General features: G+C 41.1%; 16 protein-coding genes and 1 pseudogene. 2 read left to right on the top strand and 15 right to left on the bottom strand.

Annotated elements, in window-relative coordinates; all coding sequences use genetic code 11:
- Positions 1 to 16: 16 nt before the first annotated feature.
- From UF05_RS10960 to UF05_RS10935, 6 genes and pseudogenes are all read right to left on the bottom strand, one after another.
- Positions 17 to 2008, bottom strand: coding sequence for a DUF262 domain-containing protein (locus UF05_RS10960; RefSeq protein WP_045545238.1), 1992 nt, complete (start codon positions 2006 to 2008; stop codon positions 17 to 19).
- Positions 2001 to 3413, bottom strand: coding sequence for a DUF262 domain-containing protein (locus UF05_RS10955; RefSeq protein WP_045545237.1), 1413 nt, complete (start codon positions 3411 to 3413; stop codon positions 2001 to 2003). The genes UF05_RS10960 and UF05_RS10955 overlap by 8 nt, the downstream gene beginning before the upstream one ends.
- Positions 3414 to 4796: a restriction endonuclease subunit S gene (locus UF05_RS10950; RefSeq protein ID WP_443083226.1), complete on the bottom strand. Its 1383-nt coding sequence runs from the start codon at positions 4794 to 4796 to the stop codon at positions 3414 to 3416. It abuts the gene before it with no gap.
- The gene (locus UF05_RS10945) at positions 4753 to 7134 is read right to left on the bottom strand and encodes a type I restriction-modification system subunit M (protein WP_045545236.1); all 2382 of its coding nucleotides are present in this window, start codon (positions 7132 to 7134) and stop codon (positions 4753 to 4755) included. The genes UF05_RS10950 and UF05_RS10945 overlap by 44 nt, the downstream gene beginning before the upstream one ends.
- Positions 7135 to 7274: 140 nt before the next feature.
- Positions 7275 to 9341, bottom strand: a complete 2067-nt coding sequence (locus UF05_RS10940; protein ID WP_045545235.1) for a hypothetical protein — start codon at positions 9339 to 9341, stop codon at positions 7275 to 7277.
- A pseudogene (locus tag UF05_RS10935) lies at positions 9323 to 12921 on the bottom strand (hypothetical protein). The gene UF05_RS10940 and the pseudogene UF05_RS10935 overlap by 19 nt, the downstream one beginning before the upstream one ends.
- Positions 12922 to 13038: 117 nt before the next feature.
- On the opposite strand from UF05_RS10935, the gene UF05_RS10930 reads away from it, so the two are divergent.
- On the top strand, positions 13039 to 13893 hold the full coding sequence (locus UF05_RS10930; protein ID WP_006741462.1) for a helix-turn-helix transcriptional regulator: 855 nt from the start codon (positions 13039 to 13041) through the stop codon (positions 13891 to 13893).
- A gap of 197 nt (positions 13894 to 14090) precedes the next feature.
- Here the strand turns inward: UF05_RS10930 and UF05_RS10925 are convergent, their stop codons facing one another.
- The 3 genes from UF05_RS10925 to UF05_RS10915 all read right to left on the bottom strand — a co-directional run bounded on the left by UF05_RS10925 (position 14091) and on the right by UF05_RS10915 (position 16059).
- Positions 14091 to 14684, bottom strand: coding sequence for a hypothetical protein (locus tag UF05_RS10925; protein WP_045545234.1), 594 nt, complete (start codon positions 14682 to 14684; stop codon positions 14091 to 14093).
- 132 nt (positions 14685 to 14816) lie between these two features.
- Complete coding sequence (locus UF05_RS10920; protein WP_045545233.1) at positions 14817 to 15278, bottom strand: GNAT family N-acetyltransferase; 462 nt, start codon at positions 15276 to 15278, stop codon at positions 14817 to 14819.
- A 148-nt stretch (positions 15279 to 15426) separates the two neighbouring features.
- Positions 15427 to 16059 carry a hypothetical protein gene (locus UF05_RS10915; protein ID WP_139150448.1) on the bottom strand — a complete coding sequence of 211 codons (633 nt, stop codon included), beginning with the start codon at positions 16057 to 16059 and terminating at the stop codon, positions 15427 to 15429.
- A gap of 346 nt (positions 16060 to 16405) precedes the next feature.
- Here UF05_RS10915 and UF05_RS10910 point away from each other — a divergent pair, with 346 nt between their 5' ends.
- On the top strand, positions 16406 to 16747 hold the full coding sequence (locus UF05_RS10910; RefSeq protein WP_045545231.1) for a type II toxin-antitoxin system RelE/ParE family toxin: 342 nt from the start codon (positions 16406 to 16408) through the stop codon (positions 16745 to 16747).
- 32 nt (positions 16748 to 16779) lie between these two features.
- Here UF05_RS10910 and UF05_RS10905 read toward each other — a convergent pair whose 3' ends face one another.
- The 6 genes from UF05_RS10905 to UF05_RS10880 all read right to left on the bottom strand — a co-directional run bounded on the left by UF05_RS10905 (position 16780) and on the right by UF05_RS10880 (position 20639).
- Positions 16780 to 17076 (bottom strand): helix-turn-helix domain-containing protein, encoded by a 297-nt coding sequence (locus UF05_RS10905; protein WP_000200838.1) that lies wholly within the window; start codon positions 17074 to 17076, stop codon positions 16780 to 16782.
- Between the two features lie 170 nt (positions 17077 to 17246).
- Positions 17247 to 18188, bottom strand: a complete 942-nt coding sequence (locus UF05_RS10900) for a hypothetical protein (protein ID WP_045545230.1) — start codon at positions 18186 to 18188, stop codon at positions 17247 to 17249.
- Positions 18178 to 18750, bottom strand: coding sequence for a DUF6932 family protein (locus UF05_RS10895; RefSeq protein WP_045545229.1), 573 nt, complete (start codon positions 18748 to 18750; stop codon positions 18178 to 18180). Before UF05_RS10895 ends, UF05_RS10900 begins: the two co-directional genes overlap by 11 nt.
- A 222-nt stretch (positions 18751 to 18972) precedes the next feature.
- The gene (locus tag UF05_RS10890; RefSeq protein ID WP_045545228.1) at positions 18973 to 19497 is read right to left on the bottom strand and encodes a DUF4823 domain-containing protein; all 525 of its coding nucleotides are present in this window, start codon (positions 19495 to 19497) and stop codon (positions 18973 to 18975) included.
- Between the two features lie 212 nt (positions 19498 to 19709).
- Entirely contained in the window at positions 19710 to 20018 is a 309-nt protein-coding gene (locus UF05_RS10885) for a hypothetical protein (protein ID WP_045545227.1), read from the bottom strand.
- 150 nt (positions 20019 to 20168) lie between these two features.
- Positions 20169 to 20639, bottom strand: coding sequence for a GNAT family N-acetyltransferase (locus UF05_RS10880; protein WP_045545226.1), 471 nt, complete (start codon positions 20637 to 20639; stop codon positions 20169 to 20171).
- Positions 20640 to 20802: the final 163 nt, after the last annotated feature.

The following is a 20802-nucleotide window of genomic DNA, read 5'->3' as shown; positions in this document are numbered from 1 at the left end:
TGATTACTCGAAGTTTTTATTGATGTTTATAGTGCTGAGCAAATACTGCCATCATGTCTTCTAGATGGTTATCTATCTGCTGTTTGCCCCACAGCCCCTGACCTTTTACAGCAAACATCTCTCTCAATTTGAGTGCGTCGAAATGGGACTTCCTATCGAAATCAATACGCTTTTTGTCAACATCTTGATTGCTGTAAGAAGAGTTTTCACCGGGACTAAGTAGTACTAAATTACCAAATGAGTTTAAAGTTTCATATGCTAATTCACTCTTATACTCATCATTTTGAGGATGAACATGTTCTACTGAATTTTTGGATGTGATTCGGTACTTTTTGAACTTATTCAATTCTTCAGAAGACAACGAAGATTCTGAAGCCTTCATTTGCTTCCAAATTAAGTATTCAAGCTTCTGAAACCAGTAGTGCTCGAAACTCGTTCCTAACGACTTTGCAAAATATGTCGATTGAGATTGCCAACTCTGGCAGTTTGGCTCTATGCCTTCAGCGAGTGCAAAGCTGGCCTCTTTTTGAATATCAACAGACAATGACATTTTGTTGTCAATGTTTTCTAGTAGCTCTAGCGCGTCAGAGTCTTGCTTGATACTCGAACGGATCAAGCCTGAAAGAAATGGTGTTAACCAATACTGGGCGCTGCGCTCACCGGTAAAGTTGCGAACACTTTGCAAAAGCACAATATCCGTCAGCTCTTTCTGCGTTCGGTTGATGTAGTAAGTGTCATTCGACTTGCTGCGAGATTGATACGTTAAGCCGAGCTGCGCATCTGTCGCATCATCACGTTCAACCCATTTTACAACCCAACGGTCAAACTGGTAGCGAACCTGCCATAGCGTTTCAATAAACAGCTTTACCGATTGCTCATCACCGTTGATAAGTGGGTCGAATATCTCCAACAAGCGATCGCTATGCAGACGTGGCTCAATATCATTATGACCATTAAGCGCTAAGTAGACTCGGTAAGCGTGAATCAACAACAGCGGGAACTTGATGATTGGGCGGCAGTAAACTGTTTCAACGTCCAAATCGTAGATTTCAAACTTCTCTTGCTCGGTGTTATCAGGAATTGAACTGACGTTAACTTGTGACGCTAACTGAGCAATCGACAATCCAGACAACGTCTCTGACGTTTCATCTTTTGCAGCGAAGCGTTCAGCATCAAAAGACGCCAAATGTTCGGGTTCAATATGGTACCAATCCGCATTAGGAAACACTTTGCGCACATTGCGTTCAAAATAGTTTTCCAGATGCTCACACGCCACCCACATTGCATCATACTGTGCTTTGTTAGTATGAATATGCTTGAACAGCTTCGCCTTTAAAATATCCGCTTGTTCTAACTGAATACCGGCGGTGTTCATGGTGGCGAACAATCGGTTTAAGTCCATTTGTGTTGGGACAATATTGTTCACCCATTGAACTTGGCGATAGAGATATTCCCCCATGGCTTCAGCGCTCACCACATCGTCTGATTTGAGCTTCTCTACCTCTTTGGTCAATACATCTAACGCCACGCCCATCTGTTTCAAATAAGCGTTGTCGGCGATCGTTTCCTTAGACGGCACTTGATAGTCCTTAAGCCCCGCTAGGCCACCTAAAAGCTGCTGAACTTGCTCACGAATTGAAAATTGGAGACGTGGCTTATCTTCACCATCACTCGATGTATAAACAGCAAGCCCTGCAAGATCGGATTTAATGCCAGCGTATTTGAAAGCAATGGTCATTAGCATTAATGTGGTGGTGCGTTGCTGACCATCGATCAACTCATAGATCCGCTCTCCATCCTGTTCAATGCGAGACGACAGAATGGTGCCGATAAAGTAGTTTGGCTCGTTTAGCCGACACGCTTCTTTAATATCTCTAAACAGCAGCAAGACATCATCATCTGACCAGACATAAGGACGCTGATAGCTAGGAATAGAAAACTGGTAGTTGTCGGTGTAGATTTTCTCGAGCGTCAGAAGCTCAGTTTGCACTGATAAATGATCACCCATGTTTTGCTCCTAACGCGAAGATGTGTTGGCTAAATGCAGGACCAAATTGATTGGCATAATCTTGCTTATCTATATCAAGGCCAAAGTATTGAGATACTTTTTCGACGAAACGTTTTTTAACGCTGTTTTTATCAAAGCCACTTTTGTCGACCGACAGCTTAAAACCATCTAGCTGTGCGAAACACTGCTCTGGGGTATAGCTCATCGCAATCCAATCCAGCACTGGAGTTTCTTTTACGAAAGCAGGAACCGATTTCTCCTTTACTGCTTTCTGGTTCTCTACACGTCGAGAGTAAACCACGCGGAATAGCTTTTTCGCTGCTATCTCTAGGCTTTGCTGCCCATGCTGACTGATGTAGAGCAACAGGCAAGCGTCGTAGAGCTGTTTAAGGTAACCGCAGCCATCAAGTTTACACACCAGCTTTTGATAGAACTCGTAAAAGCCTGCAAGCTCACCTTGCGTTGTGTTATGCAATAAATAGGTTTGGCGCAGTTGCTCAAAATATTTCAGATAGTGAATGGTATTAGCGCCACTGTTTAGCGGCTGGCGCAACTCATAGCCAACTTGAGGCTGTGCCAAGCTCTCTCCACCGTTGGGCATATAAGTACGAGCAATTCTACCAAAGGCAATATCGTCGCCTTTGCCTGTGTGCTCTGCCAGTTCGGTGACAATACTATTTCGCACTTGCTGAGTTTGGTTGTGCAGCGGGTAGTCTCGGAAGTTCAGATATTGCCAATAGCGACCACGTAGCAAAATATCGACCACGGGGTTTAAATCCCCCAGCGCTTCCCAACGAGTGGCAAAAGTGTTTACCGCAGATTTGTCTTTCTCATCAACCGCTCGAAGATGGTGCGCTTTAATAATATCTGGCCCAGCTAAACGCACCCCGCCGGTGTTTTGGGTTTCAAAAAATCGATAGGCTTCATCTTCGCTGTCTGTTACCACCAAGGTGATGTTGATTTGCGCAAAATCGATATCAGCCAAAGAAGCTTCATGCTTATACAACCAACCAAGGTTGTGTTTGATTTGCTGTTGGCTCTCTGGGGATTCATAAACCAACTTTAGGTCGGAGTGTTTGTCCGCTAAATGAGAAATCAACGCCATTGTGGTCAGGCGTTGCTGGCCATCGATAATATTCAGCTTGCCGCCGTATTGATGCAAAATGACACTACCCAAATAGAATGGGCAATGTTCTGCTTCAGGCTTACCACCTAGATCTCGCTGATGAAGCTTAAAGTCCTTCAACAGGCGGGTGATTTGCTCTTCATTCCAGCGATAAGGGCGCTGATATTCAGGGATGGCAAGCATCCCATGAACGTCTTTTTCAACCTTACCGTCAGAAGCTAAAATCGGCACACCAGAGAACAACGTATCCAGTGTGCAACTGGCAACAACCACCGCCATTTATGCCAGCTCCGTCACTTTGATTTTGCCGGTTACTGCGCTGTTGATGAGGGTCGTTTTGTATTCTTTTAGGGTTTCAATCTGTTGAACTTGCGCTTGTATAAGAGAGTTTAGGTTGTCATGCTCGCTTTCAATATGCGATACGATCTCCCTTTGCTCAGCTTCATCAGGAAGTAAGATTTTAAAGTTCAGGATTTTGCTTTCAGATATTGTAGGAATTGTACTCCCGATAATTTCTTGATTGATTGGCACAGTAATTAATGAAGATTTCATCGTAAAATATAAATACTTATTGTTTATTGATATATCCTTAAATACCAACAGCTGTGGGTTTATTGTTGCTTCATTAGGCAAACTTTCTACATAACCAACTTTTCCAAAGCTTGAACCCGTTTTAACTATAAGAATATCTTCATTGTTAACTTTTATTTCAGGAGATTCATGATATTTCTCCCATGACAGGAAGCTGCACTTTTGAAAGCTCATTGTATCTTCGTTAATGTTGGAGGGGCTTATCGTGATAGCCCCTTCATCTTTATCAACCAAGTCTGATGTGCTATATCCTCTAAATCCAATTCTTCCGAAAGTTCTACATATATTTTTTAGCTTCTTAACTTCCCAGTGCTCAGGGACTTCACCAATCCAATCCACCCCAGAGTCTTTCATCGGTGCATCAGGGTTCAAGCCTTGCGTCACCGCTTGCTGGATGATGATTTGCTTACGTTCTTTTAGCAGCTCAATTTGCTTTTGTTTGATAGCGATCGCTTCATCGATTTGCGATGTTCTTTTATCAAGAAAGTTAGAAATAGCCTTTTGCTCTTTCAGAGACGGGAAAGGGACTTTTACCACACCGAACTTATCAAAATACAATCGAAGTCGCATATCCATTATGCCTCTTGAATGTTTTTTCAGTTCAGAGGTACATGCTGGACTACGAAACAAATAGTTGAAGTAACTTCCACATATTTCCTTTCTTGGTCTTAAAACGTCATAAGCGGGGCTTGTAACACCATCGTATTCCGATAAACCCAATCCCCCCATCCAAGCCAAAAGCTTATTAACGACGAAATCGCCTTTCCTAACTAACCAATATCCATCTGTACTTGATGCTTTGTTCCCTTTCTCTTCCAGTTCAGCCCTCGGCCGAACACCTATATCAGAATATACAGATAGTAATTCCAAATTATGGTTCTTACCCGACTCTTCCATAACCAAACGGTAAATTTGCTTTACTGAAAGAAGATTCCAGCTAGACGGAATGTCTCCAATCCACTCGAAACCTGAGTCCTGCATTGACTCATACTTTGGCATCTGGGTGATCATAGTATCGGTCATTCGCTCACCCATTAACCTTAGCCACAGAGATGCCCAAAATGTCAGCAATTAAGCCTTCCGCTTTTTGCTCTAGCGCAATGATGTCGTTCGCCACTTCATCCATTGAACGCAGTGGCTTGTGGCGGTAGAAGTATTTGTTAAAGCTGATCTCATAACCAATCTTGACGGATTCAAGGTTTACCCAAGCTTCATCGACATGTGGCTTTACTTCATCAAGGAAGTATTGATAAATACTTTGTTCAAGCGGCACAGATTCGCTGTCACGCAGATCTGAGCTTGATTCATAAGTCACGAACTCGTTGTGGTTGCCCGTTGGGTAGTAACCAAAATCGGGCAGGTCTTGCGGCTCGCATTCGTAGTTTTCTAGCAAGTCATCTAACTTGTCTTGCTTAAACTTGGCGATTTTCTTGATGACTTTTTCTGCGTTTTCGTCATACCAGCTTACCGCATCAACAATGGCTTTTTTCTCAGTTGCCGCGAGTTTAAGCCCTAGTGATTTAAGCTCTGCATCTACTAATTGTTTGAACTGATTAAAGTCGTTGTAAACTTCATCACCAATCTTGCTATGTAATTGACTCGCTGCATTAACCAGTGTGCGCTGTTTAATCCAGTTTTTCGTATCCAGCAATTTGGTTTTCGCTGCTTTGTTTAGGCTGATATCGTTTTCTTCACACCACTTGGTGATCTCTTTTTCAATCCCTTTAACAAAACCTGCTTCATAGACATTTTCGCCATGTTCGGCGTACAAGTACTCCATCACTTCACGTAGTGATTTTTCAAAACGTAATGGCTCAATCAGGTCAGCGCGGAATTGAGCACTGCGGCGATCTGGGCGCTCAATATTCACTTTGTAGTAACCAAAATCTTGGTTCTTGAAGACTTGTGCAGCAATACCCACCGAATCGCCTTTCTCATCAATAGCACGTTCAACAGATTGGTTATCTAGATAAGTCGAGACAATTTCCGCAATGTGCTCTGGCGAAAATTCGCAGTTTTTATTACCCAAGTTCTTACGCAGTTTGCGGAACAGTAAGCTAGCATCAATCAACTGAACCTTACCTTGGCGGGTTTCAGGCTTGTTGTTATTTAGAAGCCAGATATACGTGGTAATACCCGTGTTGTAGAACAGGTTATTTGGCAACTGAACTATCGCATCCAGCATGTCATTTTCAATAATGAAGCGACGAATGTTGCTTTCACCACTACCCGCATCACCAGTAAACAAGCTTGATCCATTGTGAACAGACGCAATGCGTGAACCTAATGGGCTAATTTGCGGCGACTTCATTTTGGTAACCATTTCCATCAGGAACAGTAACTGACCGTCACTTGAACGAGGAATCGCATCTTGTTCTGACTCAACACCCCAGTAGTCTTTTAGCTTCACTTTAAAGCGACTATCAACGACTTCTTTACCGTCTTTGATGTGCTTTTGTTCACTCGCCCAACTCTTACCATAAGGTGGGTTAGATAGCATAAAATCGAAACGTTCAGATGAGAACTCATCGGTAGAGAGGGTTGAGCCAACACGGATGTTTTCTGGGTTGTTACCTTTGATCATCATATCTGACTTACAGATAGCGTAAGTCTCATCGTTGATTTCTTTACCGTAAAGGTAGATATCACGGTTTGATGCAGGGTATTTTTCTTCAACAAAGTTCTGTGTTTCTGTCAGCATACCGCCACTACCACAAGCAGGGTCGTAGACTGTGATTGAAAGTGGCAAGTTATCTTTGATTGGATCGAAAACTAGGTGTGTCATCAGCTCGATTACTTCACGCGGAGTAAAGTGCTCACCCGCCTCTTCGTTGTTCTCTTCGTTAAATTTACGGATCAATTCTTCAAATACATAACCCATACCAAGGTTGCTGAGCGCTGGCAGTTTGTTGCCCTCAGGATCTTCTTTAACCTCTGGTGTTAGGTTGATGTACGGCGATACGAATTTCTCTACTACATCTAGCAGGACGTCTTTACCCGCCATGTGACGGATTTGAGCTTTCAGGTTAAAACACTCAACAATCTCTTTTACGTTGTCGCTAAAACCGTTTAAGTAATCTTCGAAGTTAGCCAGCAGAATCTGTTGGTTGTTGGTCGCAGTGTTAAACAGCGTTTGCAGAGTCCACTTGGAAGTGTTGTAGAACACATAACCTGATGCAGCGCACAATGGGGCATCATCAAGCTCAGTTTCATTCATCTCTTCTTTTTGGAATCGAACCTCTTCCAATACCGCTTCTTTTGATGGTTCTAAAAGCGTATCCAGACGGCGCAGCACCACCATAGGTAAGATAACGTCGCGGTATTTACCACGAACATAGACATCACGAAGACAATCGTCGGCAATCGACCAAATAAATGAAACGAGTTTGTTATGTACTGAGTGGTCCATAATATTCTTCTTAAAACGATAGTTGCTTGAAATTCAAACAATAACAATAGGGGTAATTGGGCAAGATTTTACTGGCTTTTGACGCTAGTAGCGAATAAAACATTGGTTTCTGCTCGCTACTAGCTCCTTGGTTTGATCTGCTATAAAGATTTAAAACGCTGCATCTCAACATACTCACGTAGATGCTTAAATGGATAAGGTGTTACGGTTGGTAGACGATGCCTTAAGTGATAAACATCAAACAAGTTTTCTACCTCTTCAGATAGTTCATCAAACGAATGCTTTATCAAGTATAAATGGCTAAAAGTTTCTATTTTGCTCTGTGGGCTGCCTTTGCCACCAGCAAAGTACATCCCCTGCTCTCGGTTATAGAAGAAACCTAAAGATGCATTAAAGAATCCCTCACTTTGCCCTCTCATCGATGTTTTAAAAAAGAATCCTTGTTCGCGCAGCCAATCATAGAATTGTTTTTCATCATTGCTTTTGTATGCGATTGTCGAAAACTCATCAAACGGTAGAGGGGCCGTATCATCCCACTCTGACAATATCACTCTCAGTTTGGTTACAACTTTACTCTCGGGGTTTTCTTCAATGAACTGAGTCAACAATGCAATAGGAACATCTTGTGAACGGCCTTCTTTAAGTTCACGCAATCGCTCGGCAACAGCTTCAAATTCCGGCAGCATTTGAATGCCAGTGTCAATAAAAATGGCATAGTTCCCCGTCTCCGGCCAATAAATAAAAGGGTAACGTTGGAATCCTTGAAATACTTGCCATTTATCATTACCTAAATCGAGTTCAATATCTTCAAGCTCCTCTTGAGTCGCTTGTGTATATTGCCATTCATCAACCACTAACTTAGACGCATACACTGGCCACGGCCCGTCTCGAACCTCTGAAAATTCGCCTTGCGGTCGCTGAGGCATGTAATATACACATCCTTCAGGGCTGCTTGGGTATTCAATCAAATGCTTTCTTGTATGGACTTCTAACTTGATAAGCAGTTCTTTTAACAATACTTCCATCACATGCCGATTTGGTTGTCCTCTGCGATCCCATAATCGTTCGGGATAACATGCTTGGAATACCGTGTCTTGGTATTTTTTGCGATAAACCTGATACGGGTCTTCTTCTGCTGACTTATAAGCCTCTTTATTACCAACAATTAGGATATTCAATGCACCACGAATCGGAACTTCAGCTATCTCGGCATTTATGTCCAAATGCTCGATACCGTGAAGCAATGTCAATGCTGCATCAGTGTTTTGGTTTTCTGTTAAATCACAAATCACCAAACGATGCTCTTTCAACGCATCAAACAACCCTACATAGTGTTTTTTGACAACTGTATCTGAAACAAATCTGTGCTTTTCTCCGGGAATCCGCTGCAACTTCATCGATACTGAATCGCCATAAGCTTGCTTAAGGTCTTGCATGAACTGTTCAAGAATACCGACCTTAGATAATTGAAAACCGCTATAAGACTCTTTGGTAATATCAATCGCCTGAACTCGATTCTTCGCATTAGAGTAAAGAGGCTTCTTAATGTAGTCGCCTTTTATGGATTTGCTCACCAACATCCCCACATCATCAAGTTGATAACGTGTAGCAAACTTTGCCTTTTTTTGTATCTCTCCGTTCTCTAACGTAAACCAAGACAAAGGGGAAAACGTTTTGGTACTCATTGACAGTGCTTGTTTGAATCCAAGTGCTGCGCATGGCACTAAGTCGATTTCAACAGTCGTTAATTCGTAACCAGAGTGCCCTTTTGGTAGCTTTTTACTTTTAACGTGATAGTACAAACCTTCACTTTCAAAGCGCTTTATCTCTGGCGTAGTGCCACTCAATACTTTTGGTATCGCTTTAATCAGTAAACGGGCCAATTGCCATGTAGGTAGCTCGGCAGCGTTAACTGGTTTGATAGCCAAAGACGTGTCTTTGAGGTCTAATTTGGCGTCCTGTGGTAACAGCACCCAATAACACGCTTCTTTATTGGCACCTTTGACTAAGCAATAAACACTTCCTGACTTATAGATTTCAGACGCTAATGTTACTAAACGCTTAGGTCGTTCTGAGAAGTCTATTCCTTTATAACTGACACAGTAAATCGCGAAGCTTCTATCAACCCAATCAGTGTCAATGGATATTTGTTCCACTAAGGTTGATAAAGGACCGTGTGAGGAAGGTTCTAGCTGTTGTGTAACCATTTTATCAACTCCTGTACTGCGGTTAGGTTGGTGTCGGCATTGCTATCATCAATTAGTGCCGGAATTTCAATAACTTTAGCTAACTGTGGTGAGGTTTCTACGAAGCACGAGTCCAAATATCTAATCGGCTTTGAGGCATCCCCCAACGCATTCACGTAAATAAACTTCGAAGGTCCAAACTCTTCTTCTACCAATGAAATTTTCGAACTGTAGCCTTCGCTGCTTTCATTTCCTTCATGCTTCCAATATTTGCTGTCTAGCCAGATCGGTTGCTCAATCCCTGCAAATATGACTCTGTTGTCAAATCGCTCGTAAATAGAATTTGGAACTTCTTCAAAGGTAAAATTGAATGCTGTTAAAACTGCCTCTACCGCTTGTTCCCCCAACGCTCCCTTATAAATGTTGGTGAACATAACTGGCGTCATCACGTAACCTTCTTTTTGCCACGAACAGGCAAAGCCTTTGTGTTCAAACCACGGCCTCACGTATTGGTTCTGTACTAACGTAGCCAGGCTACACGCTTCCTCTGAGACCATATCGCCAGAAGGTACTCTATTAAAGAACTCGAAGGCATTCGGATCACCATCTAAATTACCTTGATAGCGGTAATACCCTTTGGTCATCGACTGTAAGTACAATCGATTGAATCGCTCTGGTTGATAGGCCACCGTCGGATAGCGAAGCAACTGAGTTCTAATGTCTTGCCACTCTTGGATATCACTCTTAGATGCAGGTTGATTATGTAGACGACGAACTAGAGCCTTGATTGATTGCATACCGTCTTTGTTGTTCCGTTGCGCAAGATTAAATAAACGACGAACAACTCGATCATCAACAATAGACTTATCAGTAGATTTCGCTTTATTAACCAAAGCAACATATTCGTGCGAAAACAAGCTTGGGTCTCGACTCTCTGCTGCCAGAATTTCTTTCAAACCAGAATCAGCAAACAAGAGAATTTGTTTTCGTTTCAGAGATGTTCTCCCTGCTCTTCCTACCGCTTGCTCAATGTATTTCCTTACCGCGCTTTGGTAGTCACTTGTTTGGTAATATTGCTGTAAAGAGCGTTCTCTGCTCATGCCCATAAGTTGCTGGCGACACCAGCTTTCAGCACTTTTCGGCGACAACTCTCCGTTCTCTTGCAAAGATAAGATTTGGTGGAACTGACAAAGCTGGTTAGCAGTATGCGAATAATCATCTGACAACATTAGCTGAGTAGGTTTTTCAAGATATATACTGTCTATATCGCTTCGCTGCTGGGTGCTATAAGTGACATCGGCAACGGATATTAGGCTTCCACCTTCCAACGCTAAATTAACTGCATAATCAGGGTTTTTACCAGCCCCCATTGAAGCATATGTACTGAATACAACGACTTTCCCTGCTTCTGTGTTTAGGTGATTGGAAATTTCATCATAGCCAACTAACCTCATCCAATCAGCGTTCACGCCAAAAAATGTCTTGGTTGGAACATTAAATTCTATCGCCCATTTATCACAGCAAAACTGGATGAAATCATTAATATCCTGACGTGATGTATCAAGAGTACGGTTTAACAGCGACAGCATATAACGATTATCAGGAACTGAAATAAACGCTTTAATACTCGCTAAGAGCTTAGACAGCCAGCTCCGAACAAATGCCTGCTCTGACCCAGCAATACCCAGATAGTGATTTAGGATAAAGTGACTTGACCGAGCTTCCGGCTTATATTCTTCCAACAAAGCATCAAGAAATGCATCTCGGCTATTGAGATATTTGACCGTTAAAACCACGCCGTTATCTTTATAGTTGCGTCTACTATGGTAATAATCATTTACCCGCTGTTTTTGCTCTCTCGACAAAGATAGAAGCTTTTTACCCAAACGCTCATTCAAGTATTTAAAATCAAAGTTATGTATTACGGTGTCTGCTCTCGCCGTTGCACTTATCCCGAGGATGACGGCACCTGCATCAACCATATCCGCTAAGACACCCGATGGTGAAGTGTTTAGGAATGACGCTTTACAATTTACGGTATCGCGAGTCCCCTGATTATGAGCCACCTCTACAAGTTTTAGTCCGGTATGATGGTAACTCTTGCTAGAACTTAACTTGTTCGCTTTACCACCTGCAGATTGCCGTAACCCCCGCGTATCGAAAGACTCGTAAACTGCAGACTCAAATTCTTGTAAGTTGAAGTGAGTAAGCAGGGATTGAACAGCTTCTTGAAACGTTCCTTCTAGACTTCTATTTTCGCGTACTTCGATTTCTAGGCCACGAACGTTCTCCCAGTACTGAAACACGGCTTTACGCATTGTGCCAAGAAACCACTGATATATAACATCGGCTTCATTGACAAAGCGGGTTAAAAGGCCGTTTTTTTCAATGAGAGAGCCTTCTACTTTCTCATCGCTGAATATGAGATTTTTCTGTCTCAATAAATCTGATTTTAATGACAGCTTATGAGTGGCACTACTTACATGCGTGAAGCTTCTATCCGAAAACAAGCTAACAGGCCGCTCATTCAAGTTAGCTCCTTCCGTATTAAACGCGAACGCTAGATTCCACTTGGTGCCAAACTCTTCAAGTCGCTCACGGAGTGGTTCAAATAAGTTTTCAATTTTGTCGTAGCGAGGCGAGCTCTCAAGTTGATGATCTCTAAAGTTTGCTCTTAATGTTCTGATCGCCCAAATTAAGTCCTGCGCTTGTTGCTTACACAACTCAGAAAGGATGACCTGATTCTGCTTGTCAATTTCATCAATGATAAGTACAGCACCACTTAGATCGCGCAATGGGCTATAACGCGAACGAGTATTGTGGAAGCCTTTCAGAAACTTGCTAGTCGTTAAGAAAACAACATGAGCACTTCCATTACGAATTTTTTCACCCGGTAATAGTGTTTCAACGGATGTTAGCAACGAACCGCTCAACAATACTCTATCGGTCCCTTTTTGTTTCTTTTGCAAGCGGTCGACTAAATTACGGTAGAAGTAACCAGCTTGCCTATTTAAAGAGACTTTAACTTCAGGATTACTCGCATGGCGTCTTAGACCTGATATGGCACTCCACTCTGCTTGAACATCACGCTCAGCGTCCAAGTTAAATCCGGTTAACACTTCATTCAATACCGTATCAGAACATTGCAATAGCTGCTCTGACTGGTTGGGCAGGTGTACTATTTGCGCTTTAAGGTACTCTTGTTGTTCTAAAGTGAAGCGAGGCTCACCCTTGACTGTCTGCTTTTCAATTAACTTCAACAAGTCTGCTTTTCAATTAACTTCAACAAGTCTGCTTTCGCGCTTACCACGTTATCTACTGAATCAGTAACGTAATACAGTAAGCGTTTGGATTTGTTGCTGGTATTTTCTTCTTTCAGCTCGCTTCGTATTTGCTCTAACATCTGCTGGAGTAAGAAATTTAGTGCCGTGTAAGTTTTACCGATTCCTGTCTGAAACGGTAATGGGAGCAAAGCACCAGATTTAACGCCATTTACTTCAATGTGACTTTTGAGCGACTCTGTAATTACCAGCTCAAGGGGCGAAGGATCGGGAACAAGCTGAAAATCAAAATGAGTAAACTCTTCTATCGACACGTTCATACACTATTACCCCCGCAGATCTTGATGTTTTATTAACCAGATCATAGTATGACGTCATTAGCTACAGGTAAATACTGAATACATAAACATGTCGAGTAACTAGGCAGGAATCTTAGAATGAGTGCGTGGCCAATCCGTTGGGATCTACTGTTTCGATACAGAATGATTGAGATTATTGCTTTGTGGGAAGGAAGATTAAATACCAACCACTTAATACAGAGCTTTGGCATTGGTCGGCAGCAAGCCTCCAAAGACATCAATACTTACTTAGTTGATGTCGCACCTGGCAACCTCATTTACGACAAACGGCTTAAAGGCTACAAGCCGAGCGATAGCTTTGTTCCCAAGTTAACAAGCGGTCATGCGGATGAGTATCTGCACATTCTTTCTCGTAGTGAAGATATGGCCGTAACATTTGCTGATCTCAATATGGGCTTTGAAAATACAACCATGGTGCGCCCAGTCACACGCAGCATATCACCAGAAATTTTGCGTCCGTTAGTTCAAGCCATCAGAGAGAAAAAACGTGTCGATATTTGCTACACATCGTTAAAAGATGGTGAGTGCTCGGGGCGCATAATTTCCCCTCATACCTTAGTTTGTACCCCACTACGCTGGCATGTTCGCGCTTATTGTGAACATGCTGGTGGCTTCCGCGACTTTGTGTTAAGCCGTATTCATGGGATACCGGATATTAACGAGCAAGCCACTTACGACAAACACGCTGACGAGCTTTGGATCACTAAAGTGAATGTTGATATTGTGCCTGACCCGCGTTTGAACGAGAAACAGAAAAAGGTAATTGAAAAAGACTATGCCATGAGTGACGGCGTTCTTAGCATCGCTACAAATGCATCATTAATACGATATGTGCTAGATGCTTATAGCATCGATATACACACGCAGAAGTCTAATCCTCAAGGCCAACAAATTGTATTAGGTAATTTATCTGAGCTAACAAATTACCTATGATACAGAAAATTGATCTGTATTCAGATAACACCCGAATTCAACTGCGAACTTATTGACACAACACGTGATTCAGGTCTCGTTTTAAAGTTATTTTTTGCAGTTCCCCTCAATGTACCCCCAAGAGTAATAGAAAAAGAAAAACCACATTATAAAACAACAACTTATATAAAGATTAAGAATCCCTCTTAAATGCTTTGTTAAGCTGTATATACGTATTGACCCAACGAATTTTTATAACGAACGCTACTAATTTGCTTAGGTGATATACATGATTCGTAGAAGTACCATTGAAGACTTTCATCACTGGGGTTGGATAACTCCTCCCGCGTATAATCAGCAATTTCCTCTTTTGTAAGGTGCTCTTGCCCTAAAGGGAATCGACCAGTAACGATACAATCAGCTTTTAACTTTGTTACGATTTCGATATTAGAGTTTAAACCAAGCTTCTTCAGGGTATTAACTATGAATTGTTCAAGCGTGATTAACTTAGGGTCCGTATCAGGGATATTTACCTCAATTACTGCTTCCGTTTTATCCGGAAGTTGGATGTATTTTACAGTTTCATCATTTTGAACAAAATCAGGAAATTTACTCGACACATAATTAAACTCTGGATGACATTCGGTAACCTTTTCACCCTGGAGCAATCCATGCCCCTCAGGAGATAGTCTCCCTGTCAAGGATACAAAGCTAAAGCCAGTACCATCGTTGTACGGGACTACGCCAGTTTTAATCCCGTCTTTTAAAATCTGATCTATCAGCCTTTTTTCTGTAAAGTGATATAGTAACAATTTAATTCCTTACTTATTTGTTGAATATTAGCAGCTTAACGCCGCGTTAAGGGGCGATAACGCGATACCACCTAAACTTAAACATTGTGCCATATACACTTAAGCGGAACTTTGAGCCAGAACCGCCAAGCGTTAGGAGTCCCTCTTAAACGCTTTGTTAGGCTTATGCTGCATGAGATACTCCAGCTCATTTTCACCAACCGTTACAAAACCTAGCCTTGAATACAAGTGTTTAGCGGGATTTGTTTTTAATACACTAAGCCCAACCGTACTGCCCGTAAGGTTGGCTTTATCGATTAACCTTGAAATAAGAGAACTTGCTATCTTTTGATTTTGGTAGTTTGGATGGATTTGAATTTGGACAAGATACCATTCGTTGGAACCTTCGTTAAATTTTGCTTTGAACAAACCAGCCGAAGAGCCCTCAACTTCAATAATTTTCGCATGTTCAAACTCGTATAATATTCGACTTAAATACGCATCTTTCGTTCTGGGCATACCACAATCTTTAAGGGACTTACCCATTGTTATATCACGCAGATTAAGAAGAAAGTCGACATCTGAATCTACAGCTTGTCTCAATGAATATTCCACTATCCCTCCGGAATAAGCCTAACGCCCAATTAAGGTGTGAAGCACGCAACCACGACACTCAATTTGACCACCGTAAACACTGAACTCAATCCAAACCAAAAATGCCAAGCGTGCTGAATCACTCTTAAATTGTTTGTTATATGTACAGTTAAACCCTACCACAACAGTGCTTGAAACGCTTTTCGGACAAACAATAGCAAAAACTGTTTCTATTCATAGTAAGAGCTTCTACTTTTTTTAAATATTTATCCCCTAGAATCATTGGCTTATACGAAAGAGCTGGGGGCAATTCAGATAAATGACAAATTAAGGGCTCACCATTTATTTGCTTACGCAAAAATAGCTCTTTCTCGTGATAGATCATTCTAGTTGCATCTATCAAAACACCATTTTCTAATGTGAGCCAAACATGAAAACGCCAATGTCCAGAAGGGTCTTTTAGCATTTCACTTAAATACTTTTCTGTTGTCTCATACATATATGAGTCTACAAAATAATAGTCGCCCGTAGTTAAAGTTGATTTGATTCCCACTAATTCTAGTTTTTTATGAATAATATAGCTTATTGTTGCACATGAAAGGCGGATACGTTCACGCGTAACTCCAGATTTTTCTAAATGATCAACAGCATACAAATATGCAGAATTCACCAAATCTTCTAGTTGTTCGCTTTCAAGTTTGCCATTAGGATTAATTGTCATTAGATCCGGATGTACCATATCCCAATCAACACTAAGCTTATGAGATTTATCAAAATCTTCTAAATATTTTTCTAATTTCAAATGACGATCCTCATCGTACATATAACACCCTGTTAAGGTGTGAGCAACGCAATACCGAAGCTCCCGCATACCACCTTAACCACTAGAGCCAACGCATGGTAAAAATGCCAAGCGTTGCGAATCACTCTTAAACAGATTGTTATACCACTTTTACTCATTAAGTAGATGAATTCTTTACTTAAATAGTTTATATTCACCGCGCCTATATAGGCAACAGATGGCTTAATGCCTAAACGTGCACTTTGCACATTAACAAACAGGAAATAGCTTATGCAATTTTTTGTAACTTTCAAATCACGTCATAGGAGTGCCTATGGCAAAAAACTAATTCTATAAAGGAGAATTTATGTCAAAAATTAATGTTGATGTTTCAAAACCTGCGACTCGTGAGTTCGCAAAGCTTCCAAAAGATGCCCAGAAAGCCTTCAGAACTTATGTTGAAGAAACTCTTAAAAAAGGTGAGTATTCGAGCCTCGATACCGAAAAGTTCAAGTCAGTTCATACTTCGGTTGTAGAGGTCAAAGTTAAAGGTCGTCCTGCGGGTCGTATGTTCTACACAACATTGGTCGATGGTCACATCGAAGTTTTGGCTTTTGCCACTAAATCCAGAAATGGTCAAGATCCCAAAATCAAAGCTACCGTTGAACAACGGTTTAAAGATTTCAAATCGGCTCAAGGGATCCATTAATCTTAAGAGGGAGCACGCTCCCTCTTTTTTACTTATTCTGAAATTGCGATAGTCAACCCAGACTTTGTACTAACCTCAATTTCACAACCCAATTTATCTGCAAGCTTCATTAAAGCCTCGATTGAAAATTTATCGTGATGAAGGTTTTTAAGATTACTAATCCTTGGCTGAGTGATTTCAAGAGCCACAGCGGCTTCTTTTTGGCTCCAGCCTTTCTGGTGGATTTTGGAGTTGATGATTGTAAAAAGTTTGCCTTTTACGTCCATTTCTACAATTTCAAAAGGCGAGAAATTCTCGGCGATCATTGTGTCGAATGAAATGCTTGTCATGTTCTTTACCTCTCTTACTTTGAGGTAAAGAATATATAAAATTTTGTATGAACGCAAGCTTTTTGAACAGTAGTGGTATAACGCCGCATTAAGGTGTGAGTAACGCAATACCGACATTTCGGCATTGCGCCTTAACCACGAAAACTACCGCATAACAAAAATGCCACGCGTTACGAATCACTCTTAAATGCTTTGTTATGAGCTGCTTTAAACTCCTTAATTTTAAGTAGTTCTCTTTCGCTCCCATTCAAAGGTCTGATTGTTTTTCGTTGAACTAATACATCTAATTTTTCACCGTAATAATCTTGCACGAACTGTTTGGCTGCAAACTTAGAAACTGTTCCGTAAATAAAAGTGCCATCTTCTAATTTTGCTTCGAACTTACAATGCTCAGGTAGAAAGCCAGATAAAATAATCGTTAGAACTTCATCTTGTTCCGTAATGTCCGTAGATTCAACTCTTTTTCTAGCTCTATGAATTAGATTTTTATCCAAACAATATTCTTTACTATCACCAACTATTCTTATTGTTGATTTTGCTTTATCTAAAACCTCAAAGAACTCTTTTAAAGACTGAAGCACTCTTTTATCAAGGTTATCTATCATGCTTTCAAATAATGATTCATCGCTTTGAGCAGACGTATTAATCATTTCTAACACATCTTCAACTGTACTTTTTAATGCTGTCTCGGTAATTTCGATTTGATCGGAAACTTCATCAAGTACAAAACCAAAGGAACCTTTTACAACTTGAGTAACCATAAGATTAGAGTTACGTTTCAACGGAACTTTACCTCGTTCACCCAAAGAACCACTCTCTTTATTTGCGAACGTTTTATTTATAAGTTTTTGAAATTTCTCTAATGCATTACCTGCAAAGCTCGCAGAGATTCCATGTGAACCTAAAACTGGCTCACCACCAAAGAATAACGCTACACTAGCGTTTGTTGCCGCATCTGTAGATAGCTCTTCGATTGCTTTATTTAACTCGTCTAAGCGCTCTTTGTATTGAAGCTCTCCAACGAAGTCACCATATTCGATAGACTCTTGTAGCAACTTTTCAACAGCAAATTTATCTGCAGTTAAACTATTTAATCTTAGCTTACGAGGCATCGTTACCTCCTTGAATTAACGCTGACAATAATGGTTCTTCGTCACATGAAAGGTCAATTTGAAGCATACCTTTCCATAAACTCGTTTCTCGTTGATGCGAAAACAATCCAAACCAGTAAGCAGTTCTCGATACTAGAAGTTTAGGTTGCATAGCTAGATCTACGTAGTATGCATCACATTTATACTGGGATTTAAGAAGTTGAGTAGAAAATAGTTCCTGATTTAGAGCAACAAAACCTCTCCAATCCATTTCGCTAAAGCCAGCAGGTCGCTCTGCAAATGTTACGAGATCCACATCATTGGGCGCACGACCTCTAATTGTCTCTACGTCCTCAACAAAACTACCATCTACCCACTGAAAACCACTCACGATTCCTTTAGATTTAAGCTCAATACGGTAATTGAGTAAACCAATCAAGATCTCGATACGTTCAGGGCTGGTAGAAAAATGATCGACAAACTCAGCCAAAGACACCTTATACGGCGCTTGATTTGCTGGGACAGTAGGGCTATCGCCAACAAAAGGGGGTAGAACACCGGACTGTTCGAAAGCGGGAATCAAGTCATGCTCCTAAATTTATTGAGAAATTTAAACTGTGTTTAATATACTAAAAATTAGAGAGTTTGTATTGGTTCAGCTTCATATAAACGACCTAGTTCGCTGGACTTGGATAGCAGCTTATAACGCCGCATTAAGGTGTGAGCGGCGCTTGGCTAAACTTGAGCGAAGCGAAACTGCCAAGCGTTGCGAATCACTCTTAAATGCTTTGTTATGCCCGTGCTCTTAAAGCATGCTGGACAGGAACTCTTTCGTCGGTTCAGGTAGTAAATCTTGCGGCTTATCCCCACCAAAAGTAGCTAAACCACTCTTACCTTCGATAATTCCAGATTTAACTACAGAACCAGTTTTTACATCCACAACAACCATTTTTACTTTTACCTTGTCAGACTTTGCCGACCATTCTGTCGCTCGATCTTCCCAGTGCAGAATTGTTGGATACACCAAATAGTCAAATTTTCGTGAAGACGCAAAGTTTAACGCAGTGTTGTAGTCTTCTGGTTTTTTAGCAATAACAACGTTATTTAGCGTTGCTACAAGCTCACCTTTTATGGTTTGGCTAACCATTTGCCCAGAACCTGGGTAATAATGACTTCCATACTGCCCATCTTGCGATAAGGCGATATAGACTGCATTACTAGCGTTCAACTGAACATTGCTATCCGTTTTAATTACATTCAATGAATGAGAATCAGCACAGCCAACGATTGCTGATAGAACGGCAGACAACAAGAGTATTCTTTTTTTCATTTTTGTTTCCTATTACTAACATTCACCACAAATGATAGTAAAAATCTAGACTTGTAGGGGCATAACGCCCTGTTAAGGGGTGAGCAACGCAATACCGAAGCCGCTGCATACCACCTTAATCACTTAAACCAACGCAAAGTAAAAATGCCACGCGTTGCGAATCCCTCTTGAACAGTTTGTTAAATTACAATTCCACCACGTACTCAATACAGTTATTTCTGTGATACCACAAATTCTATAACTCCAATAGCAGTCGCAATTATTGTTGCCACAAGAGTGAGAGTTACGACGGCCAGAGAAATTGTTTGATTTCTATAACTTTTCTTTAGTATTTCATGAGCCTCAACACTTCTTTCATGCGCTTCGAGGGCTTGTTTCTGTAACTCAGAAAAAGCATCTCGATCTTCGATATAGTCTTTTTTGGTACGCCAAGGTTCATTGATTGGAGGGTTGATAAGATGAACACGTAGATTTTTCTGCCCATCAGTACCACTAGAAAAACAACTATCCGTTAAGTTCATTATTTTCCTCTTGTAATTTAACGCCTTGTTAAGGTGTGAGGCACGCAATACCGAAGCTTCCGCATACCACCTTAAACACTAAAACCAACGCATAGTAAAAATGCCACGCGTGCCGAATCACTCTTGAACAATTTGTTATGTAGCCGACTTTCAGGGTAGTGCTTTCTGTCCAATTTGGATTTTGGGCGTAATACCAGCTTTGCGATACAAAGCTAGAGCAGATTCATTGAAAGAATATACTTCTAACCACAGCTCTTCTCCGCCGTTAGAAATAGCCCTTTCCTCAAATGCCTCTATTAGCGCCCGTCCAACACCCTGACTCCTAAAGCATGAATCCACAACAATCTGTTCAACGCTTGCGATCTTTCGCTGTTTGAGTGTCCAAGACTTACGAACCCATAGCTCACCAAAAACAAAACCTACTAACTGCCCATTACTTTCGGCTACCAGAAAAATCGAGCTTTCACTTTTGATTATCTTGTGTAGGTCTATTTTTTGTTCAATTTCTTCCGGTGATAAAAAATCATCAGGTAAATTTGCTTGATGATACTCATTAAGCTGAAACTGTAGTTTCTTGATAACACTGATATCTTCAATGCGAGCTTGCCGAATATTTAACATATATAAATCCTTTTAACTTACCGTCCTCTCGCGGCTACATAACGCCCTGTTAAGGTGTGAGCAACGCAATACAAAAGCCTCCGCACACCACCTTAAACACTAAACACAACGCATAGAGAAAATGCCACGCGTTGCGAATCACTCTTAAACAGTTTGTTATACC

The organism is Vibrio sp. S457-15 (assembly GCF_000960545.1).
Taxonomy (GTDB): domain Bacteria; phylum Pseudomonadota; class Gammaproteobacteria; order Enterobacterales; family Vibrionaceae; genus Vibrio; species Vibrio parahaemolyticus.
Note: the sequence above shows the minus strand (reverse complement) of the source record. Positions and strands in the feature narration are given on the sequence as shown.